The 24428-nt window shown below is 71.6% G+C and carries 25 protein-coding genes; 10 read left to right on the forward strand and 15 right to left on the reverse strand.

Annotation, left to right across the window (positions count from 1 at the left end; translation table 11 throughout):
• Window positions 1-62: 62 nt before the first annotated feature.
• The gene (locus AC5WRT_RS03965) at window positions 63-941 is read left to right on the forward strand and encodes a COG4705 family protein (protein ID WP_496092996.1); all 879 of its coding nucleotides are present in this window, start codon (window positions 63-65) and stop codon (window positions 939-941) included.
• A gap of 195 nt (window positions 942-1136) precedes the next feature.
• Here the strand turns inward: AC5WRT_RS03965 and AC5WRT_RS03970 are convergent, their stop codons facing one another.
• Genes AC5WRT_RS03970 through tsaB form a run of 4 tightly spaced genes read right to left on the reverse strand, consistent with a single transcriptional unit; the run spans window position 1137 to window position 3625 of the window.
• Window positions 1137-1400, reverse strand: coding sequence for a hypothetical protein (locus AC5WRT_RS03970; protein WP_496092997.1), 264 nt, complete (start codon window positions 1398-1400; stop codon window positions 1137-1139).
• Window positions 1397-2485 (reverse strand): tRNA (adenosine(37)-N6)-threonylcarbamoyltransferase complex transferase subunit TsaD, encoded by a 1089-nt coding sequence (tsaD, locus tag AC5WRT_RS03975; protein ID WP_496092998.1) that lies wholly within the window; start codon window positions 2483-2485, stop codon window positions 1397-1399. Before tsaD ends, AC5WRT_RS03970 begins: the two co-directional genes overlap by 4 nt.
• The gene (gene rimI / locus AC5WRT_RS03980; RefSeq protein WP_496093085.1) at window positions 2478-2951 is read right to left on the reverse strand and encodes a ribosomal protein S18-alanine N-acetyltransferase; all 474 of its coding nucleotides are present in this window, start codon (window positions 2949-2951) and stop codon (window positions 2478-2480) included. The genes tsaD and rimI overlap by 8 nt, the downstream gene beginning before the upstream one ends.
• Before the next feature lie 17 nt (window positions 2952-2968).
• Window positions 2969-3625 carry a tRNA (adenosine(37)-N6)-threonylcarbamoyltransferase complex dimerization subunit type 1 TsaB gene (tsaB, locus tag AC5WRT_RS03985; protein ID WP_496092999.1) on the reverse strand — a complete coding sequence of 219 codons (657 nt, stop codon included), beginning with the start codon at window positions 3623-3625 and terminating at the stop codon, window positions 2969-2971.
• Between the two features lie 125 nt (window positions 3626-3750).
• On the opposite strand from tsaB, the gene AC5WRT_RS03990 reads away from it, so the two are divergent.
• Entirely contained in the window at window positions 3751-4302 is a 552-nt protein-coding gene (locus tag AC5WRT_RS03990; protein ID WP_496093000.1) for a L,D-transpeptidase, read from the forward strand.
• A gap of 79 nt (window positions 4303-4381) precedes the next feature.
• Here AC5WRT_RS03990 and AC5WRT_RS03995 read toward each other — a convergent pair whose 3' ends face one another.
• The 7 genes from AC5WRT_RS03995 to AC5WRT_RS04025 form a co-directional block, all read right to left on the reverse strand.
• The gene (locus AC5WRT_RS03995; protein ID WP_496093001.1) at window positions 4382-4564 is read right to left on the reverse strand and encodes a hypothetical protein; all 183 of its coding nucleotides are present in this window, start codon (window positions 4562-4564) and stop codon (window positions 4382-4384) included.
• A gap of 126 nt (window positions 4565-4690) precedes the next feature.
• On the reverse strand, window positions 4691-5203 hold the full coding sequence (gene tsaE / locus AC5WRT_RS04000) for a tRNA (adenosine(37)-N6)-threonylcarbamoyltransferase complex ATPase subunit type 1 TsaE (RefSeq protein WP_496093002.1): 513 nt from the start codon (window positions 5201-5203) through the stop codon (window positions 4691-4693).
• Entirely contained in the window at window positions 5169-6428 is a 1260-nt protein-coding gene (locus AC5WRT_RS04005; RefSeq protein ID WP_496099945.1) for an alpha/beta fold hydrolase, read from the reverse strand. Before AC5WRT_RS04005 ends, tsaE begins: the two co-directional genes overlap by 35 nt.
• 135 nt (window positions 6429-6563) lie before the next feature.
• Window positions 6564-7733 (reverse strand): alanine racemase, encoded by a 1170-nt coding sequence (gene alr, locus AC5WRT_RS04010; protein ID WP_496093003.1) that lies wholly within the window; start codon window positions 7731-7733, stop codon window positions 6564-6566.
• A gap of 47 nt (window positions 7734-7780) precedes the next feature.
• Window positions 7781-7957 carry a hypothetical protein gene (locus AC5WRT_RS04015; protein WP_496093004.1) on the reverse strand — a complete coding sequence of 59 codons (177 nt, stop codon included), beginning with the start codon at window positions 7955-7957 and terminating at the stop codon, window positions 7781-7783.
• Between the two features lie 266 nt (window positions 7958-8223).
• Window positions 8224-9657 carry an NAD(P)H-hydrate dehydratase gene (locus AC5WRT_RS04020; protein WP_496093005.1) on the reverse strand — a complete coding sequence of 478 codons (1434 nt, stop codon included), beginning with the start codon at window positions 9655-9657 and terminating at the stop codon, window positions 8224-8226.
• A 46-nt stretch (window positions 9658-9703) separates the two neighbouring features.
• Window positions 9704-10075, reverse strand: a complete 372-nt coding sequence (locus AC5WRT_RS04025; RefSeq protein WP_496093006.1) for a holo-ACP synthase — start codon at window positions 10073-10075, stop codon at window positions 9704-9706.
• Window positions 10076-10156: 81 nt separating this feature from the next.
• On the opposite strand from AC5WRT_RS04025, the gene AC5WRT_RS04030 reads away from it, so the two are divergent.
• Window positions 10157-10936, forward strand: coding sequence for an SDR family NAD(P)-dependent oxidoreductase (locus tag AC5WRT_RS04030; RefSeq protein WP_496093007.1), 780 nt, complete (start codon window positions 10157-10159; stop codon window positions 10934-10936).
• 11 nt (window positions 10937-10947) lie between these two features.
• On the opposite strand, the gene glmS is transcribed toward AC5WRT_RS04030, so the two are convergent.
• Complete coding sequence (gene glmS, locus AC5WRT_RS04035; protein WP_496093008.1) at window positions 10948-12795, reverse strand: glutamine--fructose-6-phosphate transaminase (isomerizing); 1848 nt, start codon at window positions 12793-12795, stop codon at window positions 10948-10950.
• Window positions 12796-13032: 237 nt separating this feature from the next.
• Between glmS and coaA the strand changes: the two genes are divergently transcribed.
• Both coaA and AC5WRT_RS04045 read left to right on the forward strand, forming a co-directional pair.
• Window positions 13033-14001, forward strand: coding sequence for a type I pantothenate kinase (gene coaA / locus AC5WRT_RS04040; RefSeq protein ID WP_496093087.1), 969 nt, complete (start codon window positions 13033-13035; stop codon window positions 13999-14001).
• Window positions 14002-14023: 22 nt separating this feature from the next.
• Window positions 14024-14968 carry a DUF389 domain-containing protein gene (locus AC5WRT_RS04045; RefSeq protein WP_496093009.1) on the forward strand — a complete coding sequence of 315 codons (945 nt, stop codon included), beginning with the start codon at window positions 14024-14026 and terminating at the stop codon, window positions 14966-14968.
• Window positions 14969-15270: 302 nt separating this feature from the next.
• Here the strand turns inward: AC5WRT_RS04045 and glmM are convergent, their stop codons facing one another.
• The 3 genes from glmM to rplM all read right to left on the reverse strand — a co-directional run bounded on the left by glmM (window position 15271) and on the right by rplM (window position 17770).
• Window positions 15271-16629 carry a phosphoglucosamine mutase gene (glmM, locus tag AC5WRT_RS04050; RefSeq protein WP_496093010.1) on the reverse strand — a complete coding sequence of 453 codons (1359 nt, stop codon included), beginning with the start codon at window positions 16627-16629 and terminating at the stop codon, window positions 15271-15273.
• 142 nt (window positions 16630-16771) lie between these two features.
• Window positions 16772-17284 (reverse strand): 30S ribosomal protein S9, encoded by a 513-nt coding sequence (rpsI, locus tag AC5WRT_RS04055; RefSeq protein WP_003998795.1) that lies wholly within the window; start codon window positions 17282-17284, stop codon window positions 16772-16774.
• A 42-nt stretch (window positions 17285-17326) separates the two neighbouring features.
• Complete coding sequence (gene rplM, locus AC5WRT_RS04060; protein ID WP_014674395.1) at window positions 17327-17770, reverse strand: 50S ribosomal protein L13; 444 nt, start codon at window positions 17768-17770, stop codon at window positions 17327-17329.
• 257 nt (window positions 17771-18027) lie between these two features.
• Between rplM and AC5WRT_RS04065 the strand changes: the two genes are divergently transcribed.
• The 5 genes from AC5WRT_RS04065 to manB all read left to right on the forward strand — a co-directional run bounded on the left by AC5WRT_RS04065 (window position 18028) and on the right by manB (window position 24406).
• The gene (locus AC5WRT_RS04065) at window positions 18028-18906 is read left to right on the forward strand and encodes a hypothetical protein (RefSeq protein ID WP_496093011.1); all 879 of its coding nucleotides are present in this window, start codon (window positions 18028-18030) and stop codon (window positions 18904-18906) included.
• Window positions 18907-18971: 65 nt separating this feature from the next.
• Window positions 18972-20342, forward strand: a complete 1371-nt coding sequence (locus tag AC5WRT_RS04070; RefSeq protein WP_496093012.1) for a glycoside hydrolase family 26 protein — start codon at window positions 18972-18974, stop codon at window positions 20340-20342.
• A 247-nt stretch (window positions 20343-20589) separates the two neighbouring features.
• The gene (locus tag AC5WRT_RS04075) at window positions 20590-22041 is read left to right on the forward strand and encodes a glycosyltransferase family 2 protein (RefSeq protein ID WP_496093013.1); all 1452 of its coding nucleotides are present in this window, start codon (window positions 20590-20592) and stop codon (window positions 22039-22041) included.
• 21 nt (window positions 22042-22062) lie between these two features.
• On the forward strand, window positions 22063-23289 hold the full coding sequence (locus AC5WRT_RS04080) for a glycoside hydrolase family 113 (protein ID WP_496093014.1): 1227 nt from the start codon (window positions 22063-22065) through the stop codon (window positions 23287-23289).
• Between the two features lie 16 nt (window positions 23290-23305).
• Complete coding sequence (manB, locus tag AC5WRT_RS04085; protein ID WP_496093015.1) at window positions 23306-24406, forward strand: mannose-1-phosphate guanylyltransferase; 1101 nt, start codon at window positions 23306-23308, stop codon at window positions 24404-24406.
• The last annotated feature ends 22 nt before the right edge of the window (window positions 24407-24428 follow it).

A 24428-nucleotide genomic window follows, 5' to 3' on the forward strand; every position in this document is an offset into this window, starting at 1 on the left:
GGGCTGCGTCGGGCCGCCCCTGGGAGGGTCGTGCTCCTGTCGCCCCCCACACAGGAGCACCCTTGACGACGCTCTCGACGACGAAGCCCGTGATGAAGAAGCTGCCCGAGGTCACCCTCGCGTTCTGGATCATGAAGATCGCGGCGACGACCCTGGGCGAGACCGCGGGCGACCTGTTCTCCCAGACCTTGAGACTGGGCTACTTCCTCACCACCATCGCCCTGTTCCTTGTCTTCGTGGTGACGCTGGTGGTCCAGCTGCGCTCCGCGCGCTACAACCCGTTCTTCTACTGGACCGTGATCCTGTCGACCTCCATGGCCGGCACCACCATGTCCGACTTCATGAACCGGGACGCCACCGCGCGGTACCTCCCGGGCGGCGCGACACGACTGGGCCGGGGCCCGCAGGGGCTCGGTCTCGGCTACCCGGAGGGCGCGGCGATCCTGGTCTCGATCCTTGTGTTGATCTTCCTGTGCTGGAAGCTGAGCGGGATGACCTTCCAGATCACCGAGATCGTCACCTTCCGCGGCGAGGCCCTGTTCTGGTCGGCGATCCTGGTCTCCAACACCCTCGGCACCTCGATGGGTGACTTCCTCTCCGACAGCTCGGGCCTCGGCTACCTGGGCGGCGCGGCCCTGGTGGCCGGCGTGCTGCTCGTCCTGCTCGCCCTCACGAAGGTCCCGGCCGTGCCGAACGTCCTGCTGTTCTGGATCGCGTTCGTGCTGACCCGCCCGCTCGGCGCCACGGCCGGCGATCTGCTGACCAAACCGGTCGCCCAGGGCGGCCTGGGCCTGGGTACGGCCGGTTCCTCGGCGGTGCTGCTGACGGTGCTGTCCGGCCTCATGGGGTACGCGCACCTGAAGGAACGGCGGGCGGCGGACCCGGAGTTCGGGGGGCCGAGGGCACAGGCGGCCCGGCCGCATGAGGCCGGGCGCCGGTGACGTGAAAAACCCCGCCCCGGGAAGTCCTGGGGCGGGGTTCGTCCGGAGCGCCGGGCAGGCCTTGCACCTGCATCTCCCCGCAGGAAGCGGGACGTCTTTCCTTGGACCACCAACGCACTGCGTCCGGGCCTTTCCCGAGGTCCGGGTTCCGGCCGTTCGCTGTGTGATGATCATAGCCCAGTGGGGCCGGAGACCTCAACTTCCGCCGTCGTCCACCGACTCGAACCGCCACCGGTGCACCGGCCGGATCACGAGACCCGGTTCGGGATCGGGAAGTTCGGGGATCCCGGCGTCGTACGGCGCGTCCCACCACGTGATGACCAGCACCCGGTCCTGCGGGGCACGCAGGGTCTCCCGGCGCAACGGCTCCGGGTTCAGGGGCTGCTCCCGCACCCAGGCGAGCAGTTCGGCACCCCGGCCCACGGCGGCCCGCGCCTCCCACATCAGCGCGACGGTCACGAGTACAGGTTCTCCTTGCCGACCTCGTGCACATGGTCGTGGTCGGCGGGCACGTGCGGGTCGGTGACCGGGAGCGAGGAGTCGGCCGACAGGTCCCAGCCGGAGGCGGCCCGGTTCCGGGCGACCATCTCGGCGCCGAGCGCGGCCACCATCGCGCCGTTGTCCGTGCACAGTTTGGGGCGCGGGACGCGCAGCCGGATGCCGGCCTTCTCGCAGCGCTCCTCGGCGAGCGTGCGCAGCCGGGAGTTGGCGGCGACGCCGCCGCCGATCATGAGGTGGTCGACGCCCTCGTCCTTGCAGGCACGGACGGCCTTGCGGGTCAGCACGTCGACCACGGCCTCCTGGAAGGACGCGGCGACGTCCCGGACCGGGACCTCCTCGCCGGCCGCGCGCCTGGCCTCGATCCAGCGGGCCACGGCCGTCTTCAGACCGGAGAAGGAGAAGTCGTACGCCGGGTCCCGGGGGCCGGTCAGGCCGCGCGGGAAGGAGATCGCCTCCGGGTCGCCCTCGCGCGCGTACCGGTCGATCACCGGGCCGCCTGGGAAGCCCAGGTCCAGCACGCGGGCGATCTTGTCGAAGGCCTCGCCGGCCGCGTCGTCGATGGTCGAGCCCATCGGCCGTACGTCGGAGGTGATGTCCTCGGACAGGAGCAGGGAGGAGTGGCCGCCGGAGACCAGCAGGGCCATCGTGGGCTCGGGCAGCGGGCCGTGCTCCAGCTGGTCGACGCAGATGTGCGAGGCCAGGTGGTTGACGCCGTACAGGGGTTTGCCCAGGGCGTAGGCGTACGCCTTGGCGGCCGACACGCCGACGAGCAGGGCGCCCGCGAGTCCGGGGCCCGCCGTGACCGCGACGCCGTCGAGGTCCTTCGCCGAGACGCCGGCCTCCTTCAGCGCGCGGTCGATGGTGGGGACCATCGCCTCCAGGTGCGCGCGCGAGGCCACCTCCGGCACGACGCCGCCGAAGCGGGCGTGCTCGTCGACGCTGGAGGCGACGGCGTCCGCCAGCAGGGTCGTGCCGCGGACGATGCCGACGCCGGTCTCGTCGCAGGAGGTCTCGATGCCGAGGACGAGCGGTTCGTCAGCCATTGATCTCGGTTCCTTGTACGGATGAGGCGGGGTCGGTCAGGCGCATGACCAGGGCGTCCACGTTGCCCGGCTGGTAGTAGCCGCGCCGGAAGCCGATCGGCCGGAAGCCGAAGCGCTCGTACAGCTTCTGGGCGCGGACGTTGTCCACCCGGCACTCGAGCATCACCTCGTGGCACTCGAACGCGGTCGCCGCGCGCAGCAGTTCGGCCAGCAGCCGGGCGCCGAGGCCGGTGCCCTGGTGGTCGCGTGCCACGGCGATGGTCTGGACGTCGCCCTGCTCGCCGGCCGCGACCAGTCCGGCGTAGCCGACGATGCGGCCGTCGGTCTCGGCCACGAGATAGCGCCGGGTCGCCTCGGCGCCCCGGGCGTGGGACAGCTCGGACCAGAACATGCCCCGGGACCAGGCGTCCTCGGGGAACAGGTCCTTCTCCAGCTCAAGGACCGGGTCGATGTCCCACCAGCGCATCTCGCGCAGTCGTACGGTCACTTCGGGGTGACCACCTTGTAGTTCTTGGGGACCTGGGCGTCCGGCCGGCGCAGGTACAGCGGCCGGGGTGCGGGCAGCTCCTCGCCGGCCGCCAGCCTCTCGACGGCGAGCGAGGCGAGGGCGGCGGCGGAGACGTGCTCGGGCTCGTGGGCGCTCGGGAACGTGTCCGGGTAGAGCAGCGCGCCCGCGCCGACCGCCGGCAGGCCCGCGACCCGCTCGGCGATGTCGCCGGGGCGGTTCACGGCCGGGTCGGTCAGCCGGGTCCGGGAGTCGGCGTACGTCGCCCAGTAGACCTCCTTGCGCCGGGCGTCGGTCGCCACGACGAAGGGGCCCTTCTCGATGTCGGCGGCGTAGGCGAGGCCGTCCAGCGTGCACAGACCGTGCACCGGCACGCCGAGCGCGAGGCCGAAGGTGTCGGCGGTCATCAGGCCGACGCGCAGCCCGGTGTAGGGGCCGGGGCCGATGCCGACGACGATGCCCGTGACGGCGTCGAGCCCGAGCCGGGCCTCGGCGAGCACGCGGTCCACGGCCGGCAGCAGCAGCTCTCCGTGCCGACGCGCGTCCACCTGGCACGACGAGGCGACGACGTCCGTGCCGTCGTGCAGGGCGACGGTGACGGCGGGTGTTGCGGTATCCAGAGCGAGCAAGAGCACGCGAACAGCCTACGGCGCCCGCGCCCCGAGCATCGCCGTCCCGGTCGTTCGGTCACCGACTGCTACGGTCTGTGCGAAGTACGACATATCGCACGAGGCAGAGCGCAGGGCAGAGGTGGGCGCACGTGTCAGGGACCAGCTCGGGGATCGTGGCCGCCCTCACCGCGGCGGCCCTGGGAGCCGTCGGTTTCCTCGCCTCCCAGGCCCACGCGCACGTACCGCCGGGCATGGGCGGGCCCGGTCCCGGCGCGTCCTCCTCGGCGGCCGCCGCCCCGCGGGAGCGGCACAGTCCCGGCGCGGTGCCGGGCGGGACCGGTACCGGTGAACGGGTCGTGTACTCGCTGGACGACGACCGGGTCTGGCTGGTCCGGCGCGGGGACCTGCTGGAGCGCAGTTTCCGGGTCTCCCCGGGCACGGTCGATCCGCTGCCGGGCTCCTACTGGGTCACGTCCCGCTCCAGTGCGGTCATCGGCACGGACGGGGTGCCCGTCGAGCACGTCGTCCGGTTCACCGGCGTGGACGGTGTCGCGATCGGGTTCAGCGCGGCGTCGGGACACGCCGGGAACACGACGGCCGGGCCGACCGCGCGCACCGGGGGGATCCGGGAGACGCGGGCCGACGGGGCCGCGATGTGGGACTTCGCGAGGGTCGGCACGAAGGTGGTCGTGATCCGCTAGGGCCTGTCTGACAATTCGCGTCGTTGCCCGAAGGACGGCTGCCCAGCACGCGCGTCACCAACGTCCCGGGACAGCACACCTAGGCGGCCCGGGGGTGCGGTGCGGGGTCGTCGTCCGGCCGCGGGTCCGTCGCGGGGGCCGGGGACTCGTCGTCGCCGCGTGCCTCGTTCGGGGGCTGCGGCGGCCGTGAGACCGCGTCCGCCGCCGCGCACGCGGCCAGCAGGTCGCGCATCGACACCTCAGGGGTACGGAGCTCGGGCATGGACGCCTCCTGAGGTGCGAGGGCCGGATGCGGTTAGGCAGACCTAACCACTGGCTGGACACCATGTGACCACGCCCGGAACCTTCCACGCAACACGTTGCCGACGCCTTGTCGGATTCCCGGCGCTCAGGCCGTCAGCGTCTCCAGGCCCGCGTCCGCCCAGCGCTCCCCCACACCCGTCAGGGTGACGTGCCGTACCTCGTCCGTGGTGTCCCCGACCGCGCGGTGGATGACGACCTGGAGCCGGTCCTCGGTCAGCTCCTCGACCTTGCCCTCGCCCCACTCCACCACGATCACCGAGTCGGGCAGACCGACGTCGAGGTCCAGGTCCTCCATCTCGTCGAGGCCACCGCCGAGCCGGTAGGCGTCCACGTGGACCAGGGGCGGCCCGTCGCCGAGGGAGGGGTGCACCCGGGCGATCACGAAGGTCGGGGAGGTGACCGCGCCGCGCACGCCGAGCCCCTCGCCGAGCCCGCGGGTCAGCGTGGTCTTGCCCGCGCCCAGTTCACCGCTGAGCATCACCAGGTCGCCCGCGCGCAGCAGCTTGGCCAGCTTGCGGCCCAGTTCCCGCATCTGCTCGGGCGAGGTGATCGTCAGCCGGGTCTCAGCGGGGTTCTGCGGTACTGCTGGTGCTTCCATAGCCCACAACCGTAGCCCCTGCGGGCACCGCACCCGCGCGGGTGAGCAGGTCCGCGAGGCGGTCGGTGACCACGTCCGGATGCTCCAGCATCACCAGGTGCCCGGCGTCCGGGACGAGGACCAGCTCCGCGTCCGGGAGCAGGTCGGCCATGGCCTCGCTGTGCTCGCTGGGGGTGACCAGGTCCCGCATCCCGGCCAGCACCAGCACCGGTATGTCCTGGAAGCAGGCGAGCGCCTCGGTCTTGTCGTGGTCGGTGAAGGCCGGGTAGAACTCGGCGACCACATCGATCGGCGTGGACTCGATCATCCGCTCCGCGAACCGCTCGACGGCCGGGTCGACGTCCCGCCCGGCGAACGAGTAGCGCTTGATGACCCCGGCGAACAGGTCGGCGGTGGCCCGGCGTCCCTTCTCCACCAGCTCCGCCTGCTGCCCGAGAGCCTTCAGCACCCCGGGCAGGATCCGGCGCACCGCGTTGACGCCGGCCAGCGGCAGCCCGAAGTTGACCTCGCCGAGCCGCCCGGACGACGTGCCGACGAAGGCGGCGGCGACGACCCGGTCCCGGATCAGCTCGGGGTACTGGGCGGCCAGCGCCATCATGGTCATCCCGCCCATCGAGTGGCCGACCAGCACGACCGGCCCGTCCGGGACGGCGGCGTCGATGACGGCCTTCAGATCGCGGCCGAGCTGGTCGATGGTGACCGGCACCCGGTCCCGGGTCTGCGCCACGCCCCGTCCGGAGCGGCCGTGGCTGCGCTGGTCCCAGTGCACGGTGCGTATGACCCCGCGCAGCGCCGTGCGCTGGAAGTGCCAGGAGTCCTGGCTGAGGCAGTAGCCGTGGCAGAAGACGACGGTCACGGGCGTCGGCTCCTTGCGGCCGAAGAGACGGCGCCGGCGGGGTGAGACGTTCGGCCCCGGATCGGGATCGGCCTCGTCGACCTCGTAGTACAGCTCGGTGCCGTCGTCGGCGACGGCCTTGCCGGGAGTGCCGCGCAGGGTGCCGTAGGGACCGGTGGAGTCCAGCGCCAGCCGGGCCTTCCTGCGCATGTCGCGGCCCACCGTCATCCGCTCGAGGGCGACACCGGCCGCGGCACCCGCGGCGAGCACGCCGATCGCGGCACCGGCGAAGCCGGTCGCCCTGCGCCAGCTCCCGGCCGCCCCCGCGGCGGAGGCGGCGGCCGCCGAGGCGACGGCTTCGGCCACGGCCTCCGCGCTGCTCTCGCTCACGTACCGCTCCTCTTCGACGTACTGCAGTTCGCTCATCGACGCGACCGATGGTGCACGTGACGCCGCCGCGACAGGTATGACCGGTGTTACACGTGATACGGGTCGCGTTCGGCGAACGGTTGCCCGAGTAGTCGGTTACCCGAGTTCCTGCCCGTTCACATGGACGCGGGGAACCCGGGTGCCGATCCGTGTGACGATTTCGTACGCGATCGTGCCGCAGGCCTGTGCCCAGTCCTCGGCGGTGGGCTCACCGCGGTCGCCGGGCCCGAACAGCACGGCCTCGCTGCCCACCGCGGGCTCGTCCCCCCCGAGGTCCACCACGAACTGGTCCATGGCCACCCGCCCGGCGACCGTGCGCCACTTGCCGTCGACGAGCACCGGCCCGGTGCCGGAGGCGTGCCGGGGAATGCCGTCCGCGTAGCCGACCGGAACCAGGCCGAGGGTGGTCTCACCGGGCGTGACGTAGTGGTGGCCGTAGCTGATGCCGTGTCCGCCGGGGACGCGCTTGACCAGGGCCAGCGAGGCGGAGAGCGTCATCACCGGGCGCAGTCCGAAGTCGGCGGGGGTGCCCAGCTCGGGGCTGGGCGAGATGCCGTACACGGCGATGCCGGTGCGCACCAGGTCGAAGTGGCTCTCGGGCACGGTGAGCGTGGCGGGCGAGTTGGCGATGTGCCGCACCTCGGGGCGCACGCCCTGCTCCTCGGCGTACGCCAGCATCTCCCGGAAGCGGTCGAGCTGGGCGGCGATGGAGGGATGCCCCGGCTCGTCGGCGCAGGCGAAGTGCGACCACAGTCCGGTGACCTTCACCAGTCCCTCGGCCTCGGCGCGCAGGGACCCGGCGACCAGCTCGTCCCAGTCCGCCCCCGGCTGGCAGCCGTTGCGGCCCAGCCCTGTGTCGGCCTTGAGCTGCACGCGCGCGGTACGACCGGTCTCCCGGGCCGCCTCGACGACCTCCCGCAGCGCCCACATGCCGCTCACCGACACGTCGATGTCGGCCTCGATCGCCTGCCGCCAGGGGCCGCCCGGCACCCACAGCCAGCACAGGATGCGGCCCGGCAGCCCCGCCGCGCGCAGCGCGAGGGCCTCCTCGGGCGTGGCCGTGCCGAGCCAGGCCGCGCCCGCCGCCAAAGCCGCCCGGGCACACGGCACCGCGCCGTGGCCGTAGGCGTCGGACTTGACGACGGCCATCAGGGCCGCGCCGGGCGTCCGCGCACGCAGGGCGCGCACATTGGCCCGCAGGGCGCCCAGGTCGATCTCGGCGCGGGCGCGCAGGGGGGCGGTCGGCACAGTCGCAGTCTCACTCATCGCGCCCCCAGTGTCTCATCAGGGCCGCCCCGGCCCCGGTCGCAGTCTCAGGTACCCGGCCTGCGCCCCCCGTGGACGCGGTCGCCCGTCTTCGGCACGTCCCCCGGCCTGCGCGCATCGCCGAGCCCCAGATCGGCGCAGCCGTGGGAGCCGACGGTGGTGCAGATGCTGCCGTGGACGGCGTGAAACGCCTCGCCGCCGTCGAAGAACCGGGCGTACGGCATGGGCTGGTTGGAGAGGGTCGACCAGTGGTTCTCGTGCGCGGGGCCGTGAGCGACGCCCGGGACCAGCTCGGCAGCGGGGGGCGGGCCCGGTCGGCGCGGGCTCGGCGGACGCCGCGAGGGTGCCGGCCGGGAGGGCCGTTGCGGTGGCGAGCAGCACGGCGACGCCCCGGGGCCCCACTCGTCTGCCGATCATGCGATCGGCCAACCGCGCCGCCCGGCCGGTCCAGCGGTGCCGCGCGGGAGGGGTCGCCCGTGTCGCGTACCGGCTACAGGGTGTGCACGTCCCGCCACGCCTGAGGGATCCGGTCCGCCACGTCGTGCGCCCCCGCCGGTGCCCCGTCCGAGGCGAACCGCCCTGCCAGGCCGTGGAGATACGCCGCCGCGCTGCCCGCGTCCGGCGCCGGGAGACCCGCCGCCAGCAGCGAGCCGCCGAGTCCTGACAGCACGTCACCGCTGCCGGCCGTGGCCAGCCAGGGCGTCCCCGTGGGGTTCACCCGTACGGCACCGCCCCCGGCGTCGGCGATCAGTGTCGTGGAGCCCTTCAGCAGCACCGTCGCCCGGTACACCGCCGCCAGCTCCCGCACCGCGGCCAGCCGGGCCTCCTCGACCTCCTCCCGTCGCACGCCCAGCAGCGCGGCCGCCTCCCCGGCATGAGGGGTCATGAGCGTCGGTGCCGTACGGCCGCGCACCGTGTCCCGCTCGGCCAGCCGCAGCCCGTCCGCGTCGAGCAGCACCGGCACGTCCGCCGCGAGCACCTCGGCCACGGTCACCGCGTCGTCCCCGGCCCCCGGCCCGACCACCCAGGCCTGGACACGCCCCGCCTTGGTCGGGCCCTTGTCGGACACCAGCGTCTCCGGGAAGCGGGCGATCACCGCGTCCCCGGCGGGCCCGACGTACCGCACGGCCCCCGCGCCGCCGCGCAGCGCCCCGGAGACGGCGAGCACGGCGGCGCCCGGATAGCGCGCGGACCCGGCGGCGATCCCGACGACACCGCGCCGGTACTTGTCGCTCTCCGCGGCCGGCACCGGCAACAGCCGTGCCACATCGGCGTGTTGCAGGGCCTGAAGCTCGGGTTCGGCGGGCAGTTCGAGACCGATGTCGACGAGCCGCACCACCCCGGCGTACTCCCGCGCCGGGTCGATCAGCAGCCCCGGCTTGTGGGTGCCGAAGGTGACGGTGAGGTCGGCGCGCAGCGCGGCGCCGCGCACCTCCCCGGTGTCGGCGTCCACCCCGCTGGGCAGATCCACGGCCACCACGGCGGGCCGGGACCGCTCGACGACCCTCGCGAGGGCCTCGGCGTCGGGCCGCAGCCCGCCCTTGCCGCCGATCCCCACGATCCCGTCCACGACGAGGTCGGCCCGCTCGATCAGCTCCTCGCCGCCGGCGGCCCCGGCGACCGATCCCCCGGCCCCGCGCAGCGCGGCCAGTCCTCCGGCGTGCGCCCGCTCGGGCGCGAGGAGTACGGCCGTGACCCCGGCTCCGCGCCGGGCCAGCCGCGCCCCCGCGTACAACGCGTCGCCGCCGTTGTCGCCGCTGCCGACCAGCAGCACCACCCGACTGCCGTACACCCGCCCGAGCAGCCCGGCGCAGGCGGCGGCCAGCCCGGCCGCCGCCCGCTGCATCAACGCACCCTCCGGCAGCCGCGCCATCAGGGCCCGTTCGGCCGCCCGTACCGTCTCCACGCCGTACGCACTACGCATGGCACCGAGTCTGCCCCGGAACCACCCTCTTCCACACCCGGGCCGGTCAGCCCTCGGCGACCACCACGGCCGAGGCGACGCCCGCGTCATGACTGAGGGACACATGCCAGGACCGCACGCCCAGCTCGGCGGCGCGGGCGGCCACGGTGCCGGTCACCCGCAGCCGGGGCTGCCCGCTGTCCTCGACGTACACCTCGACGTCGGTCCAGTGCAGGCCCGGCGGTGCGCCGAGCGCCTTCGCCAGCGCCTCCTTGGCGGCGAACCGGGCCGCGAGCGAGGCGATCCCCCGCCGCCCCCCACCGGGCAGCAGCAACTCCCTTTCCAGAAACAGCCGGTCGGCCAGTCCCGGGGTCCGTTCCAGCGACGCGCGGAACCGGTCGATCTCGGCGACGTCGATCCCCACTCCGATGATGCTCATGAGCCGCAGCCTACGGTCGGACCACGTCCCGCCTGGCGGAATCCGCTGCTGAGCCGCGCGGATGCCGTCTACGCTCCGCCCATGACCTCCCAGGCCTACCTCTCCGACCTGTTCTCGCTCGACGGCCGTGTCGCCGTGGTGACCGGAGGCACGTCCGGCATCGGCCGTGCCATCGCCGGCGCGCTCGCACGGGCGGGCGCGAGCGTGGTGGTCGTGGCCCGTACCGAAGAGCGGCTGCGGCACACCGTGGACGAGTTGACGGCCGAGGGGTGCCGGGCCGGCTGGGTCGCGGCCGACCTGGGCACCCGGGACGGCGTGCGCACGGCGGCCGAGGAGGCGGCCGGCGTCTTCGGTGAGCCGGACATCCTCGTCAACTCCGCCGGGATCAACCTGCGTCCGCCGATGGGCGAACTGGGCGAGGACGTGTGGGACACCACCATGGCCGTGAACCTTCGGGCGCCGTTCCTGCTCGGGCAGCGGTTCGGGCCCGGCATGGCCGAGCGCGGCTTCGGCCGGATCATCCACATCACCTCCCAGCAGGCCCACCGCGCCTTCGTGCAGAGCGGGGCGTACGGCGTCTCCAAGGGCGCGCTGGAGTCACTGGCCCGCTCACAGGCCGAGGCCTGGTCGCCGTACGGCGTCACCGTCAACACCCTGGTGCCGGGCTTCGTGATGACGCCGCTGAACGCGCGCCTGTCGTCCGACCCCGAGAAGGTGGCCGCCCTCGCCGCCCGCACGATGACCGGCCGCAACGGCCTCGCCGAGGACTTCGAGGGCGCGGCCGTCTTCCTCGCCAGCCGCGCCTGCGCCTACGTCACCGGCCAGTCGCTCTTCGTGGACGGCGGTTTCTCGGTGCACTGAGACCCGACGCCCTACTCCACCGTCACCGACTTCGCCAGGTTCCGCGGCTGATCCACCTCGTTCCCCCTGGCGGTGGCCAACTCGCACGCGAAGACCTGCAACGGCACCGTCGCCACCAGCGGCTGCAGCAGCGTCGGCGTGGCCGGGACGCGGATCAGGTGGTCGGCGTAGGGGACCACCGCGTCGTCGCCCTCCTCGGCGATCACGATGGTGCGGGCACCGCGCGCCCGGATCTCCTGGATGTTGGAGACGATCTTGTCGTGCAGCACCGAGCGGCCGCGCGGCGACGGCACCACGACCACCACCGGCACGTCCTCCTCGATCAGTGCGATCGGGCCGTGCTTCAGCTCGCCCGCCGCGAAGCCCTCGGCGTGCATGTAGGCGAGTTCCTTGAGCTTGAGCGCGCCTTCCAGCGCCACCGGATAGCCCACGTGCCGGCCCAGGAACAGCACGGTGTTCTTGGACGCCAGCGTCCGGGCCAGCGCACGCACCGGCTCCATGGTCTCCAGCACCCGCTCGACCTCGACCGAGATCCGCGACAGGTCCTTGATCACGGCCTGGATCTCGTCGCCCCACTTGGTGCCGCGCACCTGGCCCAGGTACAGCGCCACCAGGTAGCAGGCCACCAGCTGGGTCAGGAACGCCTTGGTCGAGGCGACGGCGACCTCCGGGCCGGCGTGCGTGTAGAGCACCGCGTCGGACTCGCGCGGGATCGTGGAGCCGTTGGTGTTGCAGATCGCCAGCACCTTGGAACCCTGCTCGCGGGCGTGCCGCAGCGCCATCAGGGTGTCCATGGTCTCGCCGGACTGGGAGATGGCGATGACGAGCGAGCGGCCGTCCAGGATCGGGTCCCGGTACCGGAACTCGCTGGCCAGTTCCACCTCGCACGGGATGCGCGTCCAGTGCTCGATGGCGTACTTGGCGATCAGGCCGGCGTGGAAGGCCGTGCCGCACGCGACGATGACGACCTTGTCGATCTCCCGCAGCTCGGAGGGCGAGATGCGGACCTCGTCCAGGGTCAGCGAGCCCGACGGGTCGATACGGCCCAGCAGCGTGTCGGCGACCGCCCTGGGCTGCTCGGCGATCTCCTTGAGCATGAAGTAGTCGTAGCCGCCCTTCTCGGCGGCGGAGGCGTCCCAGTCCACGTGGTAGCTGCGGACCTCGGCCGGGCGGCCGTCGAACCCGGTCACGGTCACGCCGTCGCGGCGCAGCTCCACCACCTGGTCCTGGCCCAGCTCGATCGCGGAGCGCGTGTGGGCGATGAACGCGGCGACGTCCGAGGCCAGGAATGCCTCACCCTCTCCGACGCCGACCACCAGCGGCGAGTTCCGGCGCGCACCGACGACCACGTCCGGCTCGTCGGCGTGCACCGCGACCAGCGTGAACGCGCCCTCCAGCCGCCGGCACACCAGCCGCATGGCCTCCGCCAGGTCCGCGCAGGAGGAGAACTCCTCGGCCAGCAGATGCGCGACGACCTCGGTGTCCGTCTCGGACACCAGCTCGTGGCCGCGCTCGGCGAGTTCGGCCCTGAGGACCGCGAAGTTCTCGATGATGCCGTTGTGGACGACGGCGACCCGGCCCGCGTTGTCGAGATGCGGATGGGCATTGGCGTCGGTCGGCGCGCCGTGCGTGGCCCACCGGGTGTGGCCGATGCCCGTCGAGCCGGTCGGCAGCGGCCGTTCGACCAGTTCCTTCTCCAGATTGACCAGTTTCCCGGCCCGCTTCGCCGCGGCCAGCCCGCCGTCGGCGAGCACGGCGACACCCGCCGAGTCGTAACCCCGGTACTCCAGCCGCTTCAACCCGGCCATCACGACCTCGAGCGCCGACTGTGACCCTACGTATCCAACGATTCCGCACATGGGCGGCAGCCTACGACCCGACAACGGCCCGAACTGGCCTCCCTCTGCCCGAAATCGGAAATTCCCACCGTCGTACGAAGGTCACAGCGCAGGTGAACGGCCGCCGGCACCGGCCGGCCCGGCACCTGCCGTCACGCTCCGCACCGCCCGGTGCGGCGCCGTGGGGCGTGACGGAGCCCACCCACCGCGCCGTTCGAACTCCGTTAACAATGAGATGTGATCTCACCGGTCTCCCCGATGCCCCGGAGCGCCCACCGGCACAGGCCGGAGGCGACTCCCTACGTCGACCTCACCCGCGCCGAGTGGAGCGCGCTGCGCGACAAGACGCCGCTGCCGCTCACCGCCCAGGAGGTGGAGAAGCTGCGCGGTCTGGGCGACGTGATCGACCTGGACGAGGTGCGGGACGTCTACCTCCCGCTCTCCCGGCTCCTCAACCTCTACGTCGGGGCCACGGACGGACTCAGAGGGGCCCTGAACACCTTCCTCGGGGAGAAGGGCTCCCAGTCCGGCACCCCGTTCGTCATAGGCGTCGCCGGCTCCGTGGCCGTCGGCAAGTCCACCGTCGCCCGGCTCCTGCAGGCCCTGCTCTCCCGCTGGCCGGAACACCCGCGCGTGGAACTGGTCACGACGGACGGCTTCCTGCTGCCCACCCGGGAACTGGAGGCACGCGGCCTGATGTCGCGGAAAGGTTTCCCGGAGTCCTACGACCGCCGGGCCCTCACCCGTTTCGTCGCCGACATCAAGGCGGGCAAGGCCGAGGTCACCGCGCCCGTCTACTCCCACCTCATCTACGACATCGTCCCCGGCGAGAAGCTCACCGTCCGCCGCCCCGACATCCTCATCGTCGAAGGCCTGAACGTCCTCCAGCCCGCCCTGCCCGGCAAGGACGGCCGCACCCGGGTCGGCCTCGCCGACTACTTCGACTTCAGCGTGTACGTCGACGCGAGCGCCGAGGACATCGAGCACTGGTACCTCAACCGCTTCAAGAAGCTGCGCCAGACGGCCTTCCAGAACCCCGACTCGTACTTCCGCAAGTACACCCAGGTGTCGGAGGAGGAGGCACTCGACTACGCCCGCACGCTCTGGCGGACCATCAACAAGCCCAATCTGGTGGAGAACATCGCGCCCACCCGCGGCCGCGCCACCCTGGTGCTGCGCAAGAGCCCGGACCACAAGGTGCAGCGGCTGAGGCTGCGCAAGCTGTGACCCGGCCGGTTGAATGAGCGCCATGCTGCATCTGCGCCTGATCACCCCGGCCGGCACGACGGACGAGGTGGTGCGGCTGATCGAGAAGACGGTCGGCACCACCCACCTCGTGGTGCTGCCGGGCGCCGCCCGGAACCCCGCCGGGGACGTCGTGCTGTGCGACGTGGCCCGGGAGGCGGGCGACGAGCTCCTCACCTCGCTGCGCCGCCTCGGGATACACGAGACCGGCTCCATCGCGGTGGAGAACATCGACCTCTCCCTCTCCCGCCACGCCGACACGGCCGAGGAGGAGGCCCCGGGCGAGGGCGCGGACGCGGTGCTCTGGGAGGGCCTGGCCGACGCCACCCACGAGGAGTCGACGCTGTCGGTGACCTACGTCGCCTTCATCACGCTCGCCACGATGATCGCGGCCTGCGGTGTGGTCCTGGACAACGCCGTCCTGATCGTCGGCGCGATGGCGGTCGGCCCGGAGTTCGGCCCGCTGTCCGGCCTCTCCACGGCCCTGGTGCAGCGCCACCCGCGGCTCGCGCTGCGCTCGCTGACCGCCCTGCTGGTGGGCTTCGCGGCGGCGATGGCGGTGACGGTCGGCTTCACCGTCCTCATGGACGCCCTCGGCCTGTTCCACCGCTCGCAGCTGGACGGCACGCGGCCCAACACGGCGTTCGTGTACGCCCCGGACGCCTTCTCCCTCATCGTGGCCGTCCTCGCCGGCATCGCCGGCACCCTCTCCCTGACCTCCGCCAAGTCGGGCGCCCTGGTGGGCGTGGCCATCTCCGTCACCACGGTCCCGGCCGCCGCCAACGCGGCCGTCGCCCTCGCCTACGGCGACACCGGCCAGACCGTCGGCTCGGCCGACCAGCTCCTGCTGAACCTGCTGGGCATCGTGGTGGCCGGCACGCTCACGCTGCTCGTCCAGAAGTGGCTCTGGGCCAGGCAGCGCGAGCGTACGGCACGCGTCGAGGGGTAGCGGGTTTCGTTCGGATCGGCCCGGGGTCCGACCTGATCCAAACAAACCCCCCTGGGCGTGTCGGCGCCCCGGAGACTGGTGCCGTGTCCGTCGCGGCGACCAGGGCCTGTCTGACCATTCGCGTCGTTGCCCGAAGGGCGGCCGCGCGGCGTCAGGTACGTGCTCTCCACGTGCGGGCCCCAGGCCCTCTGGACGTACATCGGTCTGGGCCGGTGCGGCGAGTGGGGGCATCTCCCGCGCCCTTGAGGCAGTGGGGGAGCGTGCAGGGCGTCGCACGGCAGACGGGAATCGTCGGACAGGCCCTAGCCCAGCGTCGACTTCACCGCGTCGGCCAGGCGGCCGGCGACGGAGCGCGCCTGCTCGATGTCGGCGGCCTCGACCATGACCCGTACCAGCGGCTCGGTGCCCGAGGGACGCAGCAGCACCCGGCCGGTGTCGCCCAGCTCCCGCTCCGCCTCGGCGACCGCCGCGGCCAGTTCCGCCGACGTCTTCACCCGCGACCTGTCCACGTCCGGCACATTGATCAGCACCTGCGGCAGCCGCTCCATCACCGACGCGAGCTCCCGCAGCGTACGGCCGGTCTCGGCGACCCGGGCCGCCAGCAGCAGCCCGGTCAGCGTGCCGTCACCGGTGGTCGCGTGGTCCAGGACGATGACGTGCCCGGACTGCTCGCCGCCCAGGGCGAAGCCGTGCTCCTTCATCTCCTCCAGCACGTACCGGTCGCCGACGGCCGTCTGGACCAGCCGGATCCCGGCCCTCTCCATCGCCAGCTTGAAGCCCAGGTTGGACATCACGGTGGCGACGACGGTGTCGGCGCGCAGCGCGGAGCGTTCCCGCAGGGACAGCGCGACCACGGCGAGGATCTGGTCGCCGTCGACCTCCTCGCCGGTGTGGTCCACGGCCAGGCAGCGGTCGGCGTCGCCGTCGTGCGCGATGCCGAAGTCGGCGCCCTGCTCGACGACCGCGGCCTTCAGCTTCTCCAGATGGGTCGAGCCGCAGCCGTCGTTGATGTTCAGGCCGTCCGGCTCGGCGCCGATCGTGACGACCTGGGCGCCGGCCCGGGCGAACGCCTCCGGCGAGACCCCCGAGGCCGCGCCGTGCGCTTCGTCCAGGACGATCTTCAGGCCGTCCAGCCGGTTGGGCAGTACCGACAGCAGGTGGGTGACGTACTGCTCGAAGCCCTCGTCGTAGGCGCGGACACGGCCGACCCCGGCGCCCGTCGGGCGCTGCCAGGGCTCGCCGTGCCGGTGCGACTCGTAGACCGCCTCGATCCGGTCCTCCAGCTCGTCGGCGAGTTTGTGGCCGCCGCGGGCGAAGAACTTGATGCCGTTGTCCGGCATGGCGTTGTGGCTGGCGGAGAGCATGACGCCCAGGTCGGCGCCGAGCGCGCCCGTCAGATGGGCCACCGCAGGCGTCGGCAGCACACCGACGCGCAGGACGTCCACACCGGCGCTGGCCAGGCCCGCGACCACGGCCGCCTCCAGGAACTCCCCGGACGCCCGCGGGTCTCTGCCGACCACCGCCGTCGGCTTGTGGCCCTCGAAGGTGCCCGCCTCGGCCAGCACGTGCGCCGCCGCCACGGACAGGCCGAGCGCCATCTCGGCCGTCAGGTCCGCGTTGGCGACACCGCGCACGCCGTCCGTGCCGAAGAGTCGTCCCACTTGTCCTCCATCCGATCGCACAAGCTGTTCAGCGCCTGAGCGTCTTGTGTCGTTATACGCCCTCGAGCTGGGATAGACGAACGCCCCGACGGCACAGTGGCGTGCCGCCGGGGCGTTCGAGGTACGAGCAGGCAGCTGGTGTTTAGCGCTTGCTGTACTGCGGGGCCTTGCGGGCCTTCTTCAGACCGGCCTTCTTCCGCTCGACCGCGCGGTCGTCGCGGCGCAGGAAGCCGGCCTTCTTCAGCGGGCCGCGGTTGTTGTCGACGTCGGCCTCGTTCAGCGCGCGGGCGACACCGAGACGGAGCGCACCGGCCTGACCGGAGACACCGCCACCGGCGATGCGGGCGATGACGTCGTAACGGCCCTCGAGCTCGAGCACCTTGAAGGGCTCGTTGACTTCCTGCTGGTGCACCTTGTTCGGGAAGTAGTCCTCGAGGGTGCGACCGTTGATCTTCCACTTGCCGGTGCCCGGGACGATCCGGACGCGGGCGATGGCGTTCTTGCGGCGGCCCAGGCCGGCGGCCGGCTGGGGCTCGCCGAAGCGGGAGGCCAGGGACTCCGAGGTGTACTCACCCTCGACGGGGACCTCGGACTCGGTGGTGTAGCTGTCGATGTCAAGCTCTTCGAGCGGCTGCTCGGCAGTGGTCTCGGCCACGATTCTCCTCAGATTCTCTTCAGTCTTAGGGGGTGGCCGGACTTACTGCGCGACCTGGGTGATCTCGAACGGCACCGGCTGCTGGGCAGCGTGCGGGTGCTGGTCACCCTTGTAGACCTTCAGCTTCGAGAGCATCTGACGGCCCAGGGAGTTCTTGGGGAGCATGCCCTTGACGGCCTTCTCGATGGCCTTCTCCGGGTTCTTGTCCAGCAGCTCGTCGTAGCGGACGGAGCGCAGACCACCCGGGTAGCCCGAGTGGCGGTACGCCATCTTCTGGGTCCGCTTGTTGCCGGAGAGGTGCACCTTGTCGGCGTTGATGATGATGACGAAGTCACCAGCGTCGACGTGCGGCGCGTAGATCGGCTTGTGCTTGCCCCGGAGGAGGGTCGCTGCGGTGGTGGCGAGACGGCCCAGGACAACGTCCTGAGCGTCGATGACGTGCCACTGGCGCGTCACATCGCCGGGCTTGGGGCTGTACGTACGCACGGTTCGTAGCCTTCGCTTCGAGTGAATGGTCCTGAACAGGTCACCGAAACGATCACGACAGCCTCGACCGCACGGCGGCGACGCAAACCGCGTACGTGGGGTCGCTGGTCATCGGCCCGGTGGACCGGTGTAAGGGCCCGTCCCGTGAGAATGAGCAAGCCAATACACAACGAACAAGCAGGATACCGGCGTCATCGGTGAGGGTCAAAACGAGCGAGCGGCATGATGATCCGCGCCCCCCGTCTAAGATGCGCCCCATGAGTTACGGGCAGGGGGGACCCCAGTCTCAGTGGGATCCCTGGAAACCGCATTCCCAGCAGCAGTCCTGGAACAGCGGCGGTGACGACGGAACCCCGGACTGGGCCGCGCTCGCCGAGGCCTCCGAGACCCGCAACAAGCGCCGCAGACTGCTGTTCATCGGCGCCGGCGCCCTCGCCACGGTAACCGTCGGCACCGCCGTCGCCATGGCCGTCGTCTCCGCGAACAAGGACACCGGCGCCTCCGGCGGCCCCAGCAGCCTGCCCACCAGCGCCTCCGTGCCGAGCGGCTCGGCCACGCCGTCCTTCGCGCCCACCAGCGCCCCGCCGCCGCTGGACCCGCGGGACTTCATAGCCAGTGCCAAGAAGGACACCGCCCCGCTCAGCGCCGCCACGCTCTTCCCCGGCACCCAGCTGACCGTGGGCGGCACCGTCTACAAGAAGGGCGCCACGGCCGACACGACGAACTGCGCCTCGGCCGCCGGCGGCACCCTGCCGAAGGTGCTCACCGCGAACGGTTGCACCCGTATGATCCGTGCCACGTACAGCAACGGCGGCATCGCGGTCACCGTCGGCGTCGCCGTCTTCGACACCCAGGCCCAGGCGACGAAGGCCAAGAAGCAGACGAACGACAACAGCATCGTCAGCTCGCTGCCCGGCAAGGGCGTGAAGCCCTTCTGCGACGGGGCCACCTGCCGCTCGACCCGCAACGCCGTCGGCCGCTACGCCTACTTCACGATCAGCGGCTTCGTCGACGGCAGGAACGTGACCACCAAGGACACGAAGGTCTTCCGCTCCGGCGACGACCTGCAGCAGTTCGCCTTCGACCAGATCTACCGCCGCGGCCAGGCCCAGGCGTCGGCGGCGGCGAACGGCTGACACCGTCCCCCGGTCCGCCGCGCCGGTGTGAGACGCTCCGGCTGATCGACGGCCAGGGGGTACGGATGCGGATGCGGGGGCGGATCGGGCTGCTCGGAGCCTGTGCCGGGCTGGCCACGGGGGTTCCCGCGGCGCTGTGGGCCTGGGACCGGGCGGCCGGCGAGAGCGGCCCCGGGACCGTCCCGGCCGATCTCACGCACCGGGACCCGCACGCCACCCCCGCCGCCCGTCGGGTGTACGCGCTGCTGGCCGGCCTGGAGAACGACGCGCGCCGGGGGCGGCCGAGCCGGACGGTGATCGGGCAGCACGTGGAGCTGCACAACGAGCGGTACAACGCGGCGTACGGTGACTACCGGGGGCTGAAGCAGCCGGGCTACTACTACCGCAAGGTCCAGGACGTCACCGGCCGGCTGCCCGGGTTCGTGGAAGTCGACCTGGGGCCGGGGTACGGCCAGCCGGGCTGGGCGGTGGGCGAGGCGCGGTCGTACTCGCGCGCCTGGCCGAGCTGCCGCCGCATGTGGGGCTACGCCGAGGACGCCGTCGACCTCGCCGTGGGCGTGTGGGCGGGGCTGCCCCGGGCGGCCGACGGCTCGTACCGGCCGACGGGCCGGCATTTCGACTGCGCGTCGGGCACCGAGACGGTCCTGCCGTACAACGGCGGCACCCCGGCGGGCATGGTCGGCTTCTCCTTCCACCAGCCGTACCCGGGCAGCGCTGTCAAGGGCTTCGCGCAGACCCTGCACAAGAACGCGCCCGGCGCCTCGGACGCCGGCTGGTTCGGCCGGGTGGTCACCGAGGGCACGGACGAGCACGCGGCCCTGCTGCACGACCTCGGCTACCTCGCCGACCACCTGGGCTACCTGGCGACCCACGGCGTGCCGGTGCTCCTGCGGCCTTACCACGAGATGAACACACGTCCCGGCCACGGCTTCTGGTGGGCGGGGCAGGACCCGGAGGCGTACCACCGGCTGTGGCGGCTCACCCATGACTTCCTGGTGCACCGGCGCGGCCTGCACAACCTGGTCTTCGTCTGGGCCCCGAACTCCTGGGACGGCTCGTACGGCACACCGCCCGGCCCGTACTACCCGGGCGGCGCGTACGTGGACGTCGTGGGCGTCGACGACTACAGCGGAAGCCCGGCCCGGCCGTACGGCGGCGATGCGTGGACCGAGGTCTGGTACCGCGGGCTGGAGGAGTACGCCCGGCCCCGGATCGTCGCCGAGTCCTTCCACGTGCCGCTCAACACACACCAGCCCCACACCCTGTCCCGCACGCCGTGGGTGCTGTGGACGGTGTGGGGCCAGGCGCTGACGTACGACAACGTCACCGAGCCCCGGCACCGGAACACCCCGGCCGACGTGAAGCGGACCTACGCCTCTCCCCTGGTGATCACGGCCGACGGGTGGCGGTCGCTCCCCCAGGGCCCACGTCGTTAATTTTTAAACACATTCTGCTCACGCTATTTCCTTACCCAGTACATACGTGTAAGGATCAGTCACCTGTTCGGCCAGTGGTTTGGGCGCCTGGGGGGGCATCTGAGCGGCGAGTGGCCGAGACGCCGAAGAAGGCGTCGGGGGGCAGGAAACCCGAAGCGCATGTCGTGGTGCGCGCACCGCCGCGCCGCGACGGAGATCGCTGCTGCCTCGACGCGCCCACCGATCTCAGGGGAGTTGCGCAGTCGTCATGGCATCGACAGTGGTCGACGGGGGGATGTCGCACTCGCGACACAGCGCCAAGCTGGCGAAACGTACCGCCGCCTGGAAACCGGGCATCCTGCCGTTCCTCATCCCGCTGGTCCTTCTGACCCTCTTCAGCCTGTGGTCGTACACCCCCAGCCACTCGCCGCTGGCCTGGCTGATCACCGTCTGCTGGGCCCTCCCGGTGCCGGGTGTGCTGGTGTCGATCCAGGGCTTCCTCCTCATCCGGCGCCGGCTGCGCAAGGCACATCTGATGACGCCGCCGGCCCTGGTCGAGCAGGACTTCCTGATCGTTCTGGTGCCGACCATCGGGCGCCACGACACCTACCCGGCCCTGGAACGCTCCGTCCTGTCGTACGTGGAACACCTGCCGGAGTGGTTTCCGTACATGCGCGTGGACGTCCTCACCGAGGAGGGCTGCGAGGCCGCCGAGCGGATCGACGTCCTGGCGGCGACCAGCCCGCTGATCCGCGTGGTCACGGTTCCGAAGGTTTACCAGACGAAGAACGGCACCCGTTTCAAGGCCCGCGCCAACAACTACGCCCACGAGCTGCGCATCGAGGAGGGCGAGGCTCTGGAGCACGTCTGGGTGCTGCACATGGACGACGACACCGGTGTCGGCCCCGACACCTCGGCGTCCCTCGCCCAGTTCATCAACCGTCAGCGCCGGGCGGCCCCCGACGAGGTCAAGCACATGGCGCAGGGCATCCTCACCTACCCGCGCGAGAACGCGGTGAGCCTGGTCACCTGGTTCGCCGACGCCATCCGCCCGGCCGACGACATCGCCCGGTTCCGCGCCTTCACCGGCCTCGGCACCCCGGCCGCCGGCGTGCACGGCGAGCTGCTCGTCATCCGCGCCTCCATCGAGGCCGAGATCGGCTGGGACTTCGGCCCCAAGGAGATCGTCGAGGACGCTCGGCTGGCGCTGACCTTCTGTCGCCTCTACCCGGGCCGCAGCGACTGGTTCAACGGCCGCTGCTACGGCGCCTCCCCAGCCAACACCAAGGACTTCGTCAAGCAGCGCGAACGCTGGGCCTGGGGCCTGGTCGCCCTCTGCTTCAACCGCAAGGTGCCGCTTCGCTACCGCTGGTTTCTCACCATTTGCGTGACCAGTTGGATCCTCGGCCCGCTGCAGCACGTCGGCACGATCCTGTTCGTGGCCTGGTTCATCGGCGACATGAACACCTCCCCCGTGACCCAGTCCGTGGTCATCCTGTGGTCGATCAGCTTCGCCTATGTGATCTGGGCGTACTGGGAAGGGCTGCGGCTCAACGCGATCGCCTCGGTGAACGGCAGACGCAAGTGGTGGGAGCCCCTGGCCGTCCTCCTCATGCTGCCCTACTTCTCCCTCATCGAGGGAACCGGCGGCATCAAGGGCCTGTGGAAGTTCATCCGCCGTGAGGAGAACAAGTTCGTCGTCATCGCCAAGCCCGCCTGACCCGGAAGAGATCACACACTCATGAAGCGCGCACGCCTGCCCATGCTCGCCGTGCTCCCCGTCACCGTCATCTCCTTCGTGATCGCGGTCCCCTTCGTGTTCGGTGACCACCCGGTGCAGTGGTCCTCGGGCTCACTCGTGCCCCATCTCGTGCTCGACGGCAAGGAACCCGCACAGCCGGCCGTCGGCGAAGACGGCGGCGGCAAGACCTCGCCGGCCCCCTCGCAGACCGCCGAGGTCGCCAGGGTGGACAAGGAGTGGAAGAAGGGCATGCCCCAGTGGGGCGTCCAGCTGTACTGGGAGGACAACCCCGGGCACTCCCTCGCCTACGTCGAGAAGCAGGCCCGGCTGCACGCGAACTATCTGGTCGGGCTGCACGCCAACTCCGTCAGCCTGTCCTTCCCGTTCTTCACCGGGACCCGCTCGTCGACGAGGATCAGCCGCGGCGACAGGACACCGACGCCCGAGCGGCTCGCCCGCGTGCTGCGGATCTTCCACGAGGCCGGGTTGCGCACGACCGTCCGGCCCCTCATGGACGAGCACTCCCTGGCCGAGGAGAACGGCTGGCGTGGCAGCATCAGGCCCGCCGACCGTGACGCCTGGTTCACGTCGTACGAGAAGTTCCTGACCCCCTATCTGAAGGCCGCGGACAGCGAGAAGGCGACCACCTTCGTCATCGGCACCGAGCTGAACTCCCTGCAGGGCGATCCGCACTGGGACAGCGTCGTGAACGACGCCGAGAAGCTGTTCGGCGGTGAGGTCGCCTACGACGCCAACTGGGACGCGTACGTCACCGGTCCCGTGACCATGCCGGTCACCCATCTCGGCATCGACGCCTACTTCCCGATCAAGGTCGGCGACAACGCCTCGGTCCCCACCCTGGTCGCCGGCTGGAACAAGTGGCTGGACAGGAAGGCCACCGGCACCCTCCCCAAGATCACCATCGCCGAGGCGGGCATCGGCGCGATGAACGGCGCCTACCACGCCCCCGGCGACTTCCACACCAAGCGCGCCGTCAACCCCCAGGTGCAGGCCAACTGGTACACCGCCGTCTGCCGGGTCGTCCAGGAACGCCAAATGAGCGGCGTCTACTGGTGGTCGATCTACTTCGACGACGACCCGAACACGAAGCCCGACGACAAGGTCGCCTCCCGGCTCGACTTCGCCGGACGCCCCCTCACCGAGAAGGCCATCAGGTCCTGCTTCACCTCTGACTACGCGGGTCCCGGCACCGCCCCCACCAACTGACCGAGCGGAGGCCATCATGCAAGAAGCCATCATCCTGGTGGGCGGCAAGGGAACCCGACTGCGCCCCTTGACGAACCACACTCCGAAACCGCTGCTCGATGTCGCGGGCTCCTCCTTCATCCGGCACCAGATCGCCAAGCTGATGGACGCCGGAGTCGAGCACGTCGTGTTCGCCACCTCCTATCTCGCCGACCTGTTCGAGCAGGAGTTCAAGGACTTCTCCCAGGGCCCGGAGATCTCCTATGCCGTCGAGGAGGTCCCGCTCGGCACCGGAGGGGCGATCCGCAACGCCGCACGGCTGCTGCGCGGCACCTCGGCCGACGCGCCGGTGCTGATCCTCAACGGCGACATTCTGTCCGGCGTGGACCTGCGCGCCGTCCTGGCGGGGCACGCGTCACGCCACGCGGACGTGACCCTGCACCTCACCCGGGTCCCCGACCCGCGCGCCTTCGGGCTCGTCCCGACGGACCAGGCCGGCCGGGTGACCTCCTTCCTGGAGAAGCCCGAGACGCCCGAGGAATGCGTCACCGACCAGATCAACGCCGGCTGCTACGTCTTCCGCCGCTCCGTCCTGGACGCCATCCCGGCCGACCGCGAGGTCTCGGTCGAGCAGGAGACCTTCCCGCGCCTCGTCGCCGGGGGCGGGCGCGTCTTCGGCCATGTCACGGACGACTACTGGCGTGACCTCGGCACCCCGCTCGCCTTCGTGCACGGATCCGCCGACCTGGTCACCGGCAGGGTGGCCTCGCCGCTGGTGGGGCCGCCGGCCGAGGCCCTGATCCATCCCACGGCCACGGTCGACGGGACGGCCCGCGTCACGGGCGGCTCGACGATCGGCCCGCACGCCGTGATCGGCCCGCGCGTGGTCGTCGACCGGTCCATCGTCGGCGCGAACGTCACCGTGGCCGAGGGCGCGCAGATCCACGAGTCGGTGGTCGACCACGACTCGTCGATCGGCAGCGAATCGTTCCTTCGCGAGGTCGTGGTGGGCTGCCACTCGCACGTCGGCGCGCAGAACGAGCTGCCCGCCCAGCTGCGGCTCGCCTGCGGCATCCGCATTCCCTCCCTGGGAGTACGGATGAGCGGCACCGCCACCGCCTGTCCGACGGCCCATTGAGAGATCCGGCCCGGCCGGACAG

This window comes from Streptomyces sp. NTD91 (assembly GCF_059510455.1).

Coding starts and splice junctions, on each gene's coding strand:
- AC5WRT_RS04045 (WP_496093009.1), top strand. CDS start 14,024: ATGCTGCATCTGCGCCTGATCACCCCGGCCGGCACGACGGACGAGGTG.
- tsaD (WP_496092998.1), bottom strand. CDS start 2,485: ATGGCTGACGAACCGCTCGTCCTCGGCATCGAGACCTCCTGCGACGAG.
- AC5WRT_RS04065 (WP_496093011.1), top strand. CDS start 18,028: ATGAGTTACGGGCAGGGGGGACCCCAGTCTCAGTGGGATCCCTGGAAA.
- coaA (WP_496093087.1), top strand. CDS start 13,033: ATGCCCCGGAGCGCCCACCGGCACAGGCCGGAGGCGACTCCCTACGTC.
- AC5WRT_RS04070 (WP_496093012.1), top strand. CDS start 18,972: ATGCGGATGCGGGGGCGGATCGGGCTGCTCGGAGCCTGTGCCGGGCTG.
- AC5WRT_RS04080 (WP_496093014.1), top strand. CDS start 22,063: ATGAAGCGCGCACGCCTGCCCATGCTCGCCGTGCTCCCCGTCACCGTC.
- tsaE (WP_496093002.1), bottom strand. CDS start 5,203: ATGGAAGCACCAGCAGTACCGCAGAACCCCGCTGAGACCCGGCTGACG.
- rimI (WP_496093085.1), bottom strand. CDS start 2,951: ATGCGCTGGTGGGACATCGACCCGGTCCTTGAGCTGGAGAAGGACCTG.
- manB (WP_496093015.1), top strand. CDS start 23,306: ATGCAAGAAGCCATCATCCTGGTGGGCGGCAAGGGAACCCGACTGCGC.
- alr (WP_496093003.1), bottom strand. CDS start 7,733: ATGAGTGAGACTGCGACTGTGCCGACCGCCCCCCTGCGCGCCCGCGCC.
- AC5WRT_RS04015 (WP_496093004.1), bottom strand. CDS start 7,957: ATGCCGTACGCCCGGTTCTTCGACGGCGGCGAGGCGTTTCACGCCGTC.
- AC5WRT_RS04025 (WP_496093006.1), bottom strand. CDS start 10,075: ATGAGCATCATCGGAGTGGGGATCGACGTCGCCGAGATCGACCGGTTC.
- AC5WRT_RS04075 (WP_496093013.1), top strand. CDS start 20,590: ATGGCATCGACAGTGGTCGACGGGGGGATGTCGCACTCGCGACACAGC.
- glmS (WP_496093008.1), bottom strand. CDS start 12,795: ATGTGCGGAATCGTTGGATACGTAGGGTCACAGTCGGCGCTCGAGGTC.
- AC5WRT_RS04030 (WP_496093007.1), top strand. CDS start 10,157: ATGACCTCCCAGGCCTACCTCTCCGACCTGTTCTCGCTCGACGGCCGT.
- AC5WRT_RS03995 (WP_496093001.1), bottom strand. CDS start 4,564: ATGCCCGAGCTCCGTACCCCTGAGGTGTCGATGCGCGACCTGCTGGCC.
- AC5WRT_RS04020 (WP_496093005.1), bottom strand. CDS start 9,657: ATGCGTAGTGCGTACGGCGTGGAGACGGTACGGGCGGCCGAACGGGCC.